The 5,595-nt window shown below is 71.4% G+C and carries 5 protein-coding genes and 1 pseudogene; 4 read left to right on the top strand and 2 right to left on the bottom strand.

All coding sequences use genetic code 11. The features are described from left to right. Positions 1-436: pseudogene (locus KDK95_RS33775) on the bottom strand (PaaX family transcriptional regulator C-terminal domain-containing protein); the annotation flags it as partial. A gap of 29 nt (positions 437-465) precedes the next feature. Next, the gene (locus KDK95_RS33780; RefSeq protein WP_212522436.1) at positions 466-885 is read right to left on the bottom strand and encodes a RidA family protein; all 420 of its coding nucleotides are present in this window, start codon (positions 883-885) and stop codon (positions 466-468) included. A gap of 71 nt (positions 886-956) precedes the next feature. On the opposite strand from KDK95_RS33780, the gene KDK95_RS33785 reads away from it, so the two are divergent. The 4 genes from KDK95_RS33785 to KDK95_RS33800 all read left to right on the top strand — a co-directional run. Further along, the gene (locus KDK95_RS33785; protein ID WP_212522437.1) at positions 957-1,439 is read left to right on the top strand and encodes a cupin domain-containing protein; all 483 of its coding nucleotides are present in this window, start codon (positions 957-959) and stop codon (positions 1,437-1,439) included. Next, a complete protein-coding gene (locus tag KDK95_RS33790; protein ID WP_212522438.1) occupies positions 1,436-2,359 on the top strand; it encodes an acyl-CoA thioesterase in 924 nt (307 codons plus the stop codon). The genes KDK95_RS33785 and KDK95_RS33790 overlap by 4 nt, the downstream gene beginning before the upstream one ends. Before the next feature lie 16 nt (positions 2,360-2,375). Continuing rightward, the gene (locus KDK95_RS33795) at positions 2,376-4,025 is read left to right on the top strand and encodes an AMP-binding protein (RefSeq protein WP_212522439.1); all 1,650 of its coding nucleotides are present in this window, start codon (positions 2,376-2,378) and stop codon (positions 4,023-4,025) included. Then, positions 4,022-5,595: oxidoreductase (locus tag KDK95_RS33800; protein WP_212522440.1), on the top strand; the 1,574-nt coding region annotated here is incomplete at its 3' end. The genes KDK95_RS33795 and KDK95_RS33800, both read left to right, overlap by 4 nt.

Consider the following 5,595-nt stretch of genomic DNA (forward strand, 5'->3'; position numbering starts at 1 on the left):
GGGCGATCCAGATGCCGGGGGCGGCGGTGCCGAAGCCGAGGCGGGTCAGACTCGCGCGCAGCTCGTGGCGCTTGTCGCGCTCGGTCTCCGGCACGGAGAAGACGACGAGCAGCCAGCCGTCCGCCTCGTCGGCGCGGTTGTGCTCGAAGATGCGCGAGTCGCCCTCGGCGAGCATCTCGAGTGTCGCGCCGTCCAGCGAGTAGCCGGCGGACTTGCCGTGGCGCACGGGGGTGAGCACGCCGCGGCGCTTGAGCCGGGAGACGGCGGAGCGCACGGCGCGGTCGTCGAGGCCGAGGTCCGACATGAGGCGGATGAGCGCGGCGACCGAGAGCCAGTTGTCCTCACTGCGCGCGTAGAGCGCGAACAGCGTCAGGATCAGCGGCCCCAGGCGGGAGGACGTCGCCTGCGGCTCCTCCCGATCCGTCCCGCCCGCCACCTCGGTCTCCGTAGTCACGGTCGCCCACCCTACTGGCCCGGGACCCGCAGCCGGTCCTCGGGGATCTCGGCGACGCCCAGGATCTCGATCATCGCCTCGGGCTGCCACAGCGCCGTGCAGCCGATGCCGGCCATCGCCGGGTACACCGGCCCGGCGAGCTCGCGCCAGACGCGGCCGATCTCCTTGCCGTGCGCCTGGTAGTCGGGGATGTCGGTCAGGTAGATCGTCACGCTGACCAGGTCGGCCGGCTCGCCGCCGGCCTCGCGCAGCGTCGTGAGGAGGTTGCCGAAGGCCTGCCGGAACTGCTCGACGATGCCGCCGGGCACGATCCGCATCCGTGCGTCCAGGGCCGTCTGGCCGCCGAGGTAGAGCGTCGTGCCGCTGAGGGTGCCGTGCGAGTAGCCGCTCGGGGCGGGCAGCGACGCGGGATTCACCGGGATGGGCGTCATGTGTATTGACTTTACCTGACGGTCGTGAAAAATACGAGATACAGCAGTGGTCGACCGAACGGAGTTCGCTCATGGAGCCCGACTTCAGCAAGTACCGGCTGGAGGGCGACAACTCGATGTACCGGCTGCCCGGCGGCCTGGTCGCGCCGGTGGTGACCCGGGCCGGCTCGGAGCACGGCAACACGGCCGACTCCGGCGGCGCGGTGCGCGTCTCGGGCGTGAGCATCCAGCACACCCCCGCGCGCCGGCTCTGGTACGGCAAGGTCAGCAACGAGCCCGGGTACCGCTCCGTCTCCCACCACCACGGCGAGGCCGAGACGGGCGGCTACGTGCTCTCCGGCCGGGCCCGGATCTACTTCGGCGAGAAGTTCGAGGACTACCTCGACATGGAGGAGGGCGACTGGGTCTTCGTCCCGCCGTTCATGCCGCACGTCGAGTGCAATCTGTCCCGCAGCAAGCCGCTGGTCTGGCTGACCACCCGCACGCCGGAGAACATCGTGGTCAACCTGCCCGACGTCCCGGACGGCGAGCTGCGCGACTGGCTCGACCGGTGACCGGACCGCTGCCCGGCCGCACGGCGGAGCGGGCCACCTCGGAGACCGTGACCGCCGCGCTCGCGCTCACGCCCGTCGAGCCCGAGCACTTCGACCTCGCGTTCACCGGCTTCACGCAGCCCTGCCCGTGGCCCAAGGCGTACGGCGGCGATCTCGTCGCCCAGGCGGCGGCCGCGGCGATGCGGTCGGTCACCGACGGCAAGAGCCTGCATTCGATGCACAGCTACTTCATGCGCCCGGCCGACATCGGCGCCGAGATCCGCTACGAGGTGGAACTGCTGCGCGACGGCCGCGGCTACAGCACGCGGCAGGTGCGCGGGTACCAGAACGGCAAGCCGGTGTACGTCTGCCTGGCCAACTTCGCGGCGGGCGCGGACGGCCCGGCGTACGCGGCCGAGCCGATGGAGACCGTCCCGGAGCCCGAGGCCCTGCCGAGCTCCGCGGATTATCTTGACGGCCGTCACGGTGGCACGATGACAGATCACTCGCGGGCTTACTGGTCCGGCGGCCGCGGCTTCGACATGCGGCACGTGCCCGGCCCGGTCTACCTCGAGGTCGAGGGCGGGCGCGACCCGTATCAGGCCGTGTGGGTCAAGCCCTTCGACGCTCTGCGTCCCGTCGACGGGCTCAGCGACGCGCAACGCGACGCGGCGGCGCTCGCCTACGTGTGCGACTACACGATCCTCGAACCCGTACTGCGCGTGCTCGGCCTCGCCTGGGCCGATCCCGGGCTGGTCACCGCCAGCCTGGACCACGCGATGTGGTTCCACCGGCCGGTGCGCACCGACGGCTGGCTGCTCTACGTCCAGGAACCGGCGAGCGCCGACCACGGCCGCGGACTGGGCACCGGACGCTTCTTCACCCGCGACCGACACCACGTCGCCACCGTCGCGCAGGAGGGCGTGATCCGCCCGGCTTGAAGGGATTCGTGCTCTGATGCAGTTAGCCCGCTCCGCCCACCTGGACCCGTTCACCCGCGACCACCTGCCGCCCGAGCAGGAGTGGCCGACGATCGAGTTCACCACCCCCGAACTGCACTACCCGGACCGGCTCAACGCCGGGACGGAGCTGATCGACGTTCCCGCCGCCGCCTTCGGCGCCGACCGGCCCGCGCTGCGCACGCCGGAGGGCGAGGTCTGGTCCTACGGCGAGCTCCGCACGCGCGCGAACCAGGTCGCGCAGGTGCTCGCCGAGGACCTCGGCCTGATCCCGGGGCAGCGCGTGCTGCTGCGTTCGCCGAACAACCCGTGGACGGTGGCCGCCTGGCTCGGCGTGCTCAAGGCGGGCGGCGTCGTGGTGACGACGATGGCCGCGCTGCGGCCGCGCGAGCTGGCGCCGATCGTCGAGCGAACCCGGCCCGCGATAGCGCTCGTCGACCATAGATTCGCCGAGGACGTATACACCGTGCGGATCTCGACGGCGCCGCAGCTGCGGGTCGTCGAGTACGGCGGCTCCGACCCCGATGACCTGGTGAAGCGCGCGGCCGGGAAGTCGGGTGAGTTCGCCGACGTGCAGACGGCCGCGGACGACGTGGCACTGCTCGGCCCGACCTCGGGCAGCACCGGCGTCCCCAAGATCACGATGCACTTCCACCGCGACCTGATGTCGATCGAGAACACCTTCGGCCGCCACACGCTCCGCCTCCGGCCGGACGACGTCGTCGCCTGCACCGCGCCGCTGGCCTTCACCTTCGGCCTCGGCATGCTGCTCGTCTTCCCGCTGCGCGCGGGCGCCTGCGCGCTGCTCACCGAGTCCAGCACGCCCGATCAGCTCGCGCAGTACGTGGCCGACCTCGGCGTCACCGTGCTGGCGACGGCGCCGACGGCGTACCGCGCGATCGTGCGCTCCGGCCGCGACCGGCTGCTCTCCGGGCTGCGCGCCGCCGTATCAGCAGGCGAACACATCACCGAGGACGTCTGGCGCACGCTGCGGGACGACCTCGGCCTGTCGGTGATCGACGGCATCGGCGCGACGGAGCTGCTGCACATCTTCATCTCCGCGGCCGGCGACGAGATCCGGCCAGGCGCCACCGGCAAGCCGGTGCCCGGCTACCGCGCGACGATCCTCGGCCCGCGCGGCGAGGAACTCGGCCCCGGCGAGCCCGGCCGCCTCGGCGTGATCGGCCCGGTCGGCTGCCGCTACCTCGACGACCCGCGGCAGAAGGACTACGTCGCCGACGGCTGGAACGTCACCGGCGACATCTTCCACCGGGACGAGGACGGCTACTTCTACTACCACGCCCGCGGCGACGACATGATCGTCTCCTCCGGCTACAACATCGGCGGCCCCGAGGTCGAGGCGGCGCTCGAGACCCATCCGGACGTGCTGGAGTGCGCGGTCGTGCCCCGGCCCGACCGCGACCGCGGCTCGGTGGTGTGCGCCTTCGTCGTCCTGCGGCCGGGCGCGGAACCCGGCCCGGAGAAGGCCCGAGAGCTCCAGGAGCACGTCAAGCAGACGCTCGCCCCCTACAAGTACCCGCGCGACATCCGCTTCGCCGAGCGACTGCCGCGCAACGCGAGCGGGAAGCTGCAACGCTTCGCGCTGCGCCGGATCGTCGAGGACGAGTACGAGAGGAACCACCCGTGAAGATCGCGATCATCGGCGGCGGCCCCGGCGGCCTGTACCTCGCCGCGCTGCTCAAGCAGCTGGACCGGGCCCACGAGATCACCGTGTGGGAGCGCAACGCGCCGGACGACACCTTCGGTTTCGGCGTGGTCTTCTCCGACGAGACGCTCGGCGGCATCGAGAACGCGGACACCGGGTTCGCCGAGACCCTGGCGCGGCATTTCGCGCGGTGGACGGACATCGACATCCACTACCGCGGCGAGCGGCACACGGTCGGCGGCCAGGGCTTCGCCGCTCTGGGCCGCAAGGATCTGCTGCACCTGCTCCAGGACCGCTGCCGCGAGCTCGGCGTCCGGCTGCTGTTCTCGACGCTCGCTCCCGGGGTCGAGGAGCTACGCGCCTCGCACGACCTGGTGGTGGCGGCGGACGGAGTGAACTCGGCGACCCGCGCCGCGCACGCCGACGTGTTCCGGCCGAGTCTGGACCCGCGGAGCAACAAGTACATGTGGCTCGGCACCGACCGGGTATTCGAGGCCTTCCAGTTCTTCATCAAGCAGACGCCGTGGGGCACGATGCAGGTCCACGGCTACCCGTACTCCGCGCACGGATCGACGTTCATCGTCGAGATGCACGAGGACGTCTGGCGCGCCGCCGGCTTCGACGAGACGGCCGACCTGCCGCTGGCCCCGGGCGTCTCCGACGAGAAGGCCGTGGCCCGCCTGCGCGAGCTGTTCGCCGAGGAGCTCGACGGCCACGAGCTGTACGCCAACAACTCGAAGTGGCTGAGCTTCACCACCGTGCGCAACGAGCACTGGCACGACGGGAACCTGGTGCTGCTCGGCGATGCCGCGCACACCGCGCACTTCTCGATCGGCTCGGGCACGAAGCTCGCGATGGAGGACGCGCTCGCGCTCGCGGCCTGCCTGCACGAGAACGACGGCATCGAGGCCGCGCTCGACGCGTACGAGAGCGAGCGTCGGCAGGTCGTCGAGTCCACGCAGCGCGCCGCGCAGGCGTCGCTGGAGTGGTTCGAGAACATCGGCATGTACGTCGGCCAGCCGGCGACGCAGTTCTGCTTCAACCTGCTGACGCGCTCACGCCGGATCACGTACGCCAACCTGCGCACCCGCGACCCGGAGTTCGCCGACCGGGTGGACGCCGAGTTCGCCGCATCACAGGGCCTTGAGACCGTTGTGCCGGCGATGTTCCAGCCCTTCCGGATCGGCGCTCTGGAGCTGAAGAACCGCGTCATCGTCTCGCCGATGGACATGTACTCGGCGCTCGACGGCGTGCCCGGCGACTTCCACCTCGTCCACCTGGGCTCGAAGGCGATGGGCGGCGCCGGCCTGGTGATGACGGAGATGGTGTGCGTCTCCGCCGAGGGCCGGATCACGCCCGGCTGCGGCGGCCTGTGGACGGACGGCCAGCGCGACGCGTGGGCCAGGATCGTCGAATTCGTCCACGCGCAGAGCACCGCGCGGATCGGCCTGCAGCTCGGCCACTCCGGCCGCAAGGGCTCGACCCGGCTGATGTGGGAGGGCATGGACGACCCGCTGACCGACCCCGCCGAGAACTGGCCGCTGGTGGCCCC

This window comes from Actinospica acidithermotolerans, from assembly GCF_018139625.1.
GTDB classification, from domain to species: Bacteria; Actinomycetota; Actinomycetes; order Streptomycetales; family Catenulisporaceae; genus Actinospica; species Actinospica acidithermotolerans.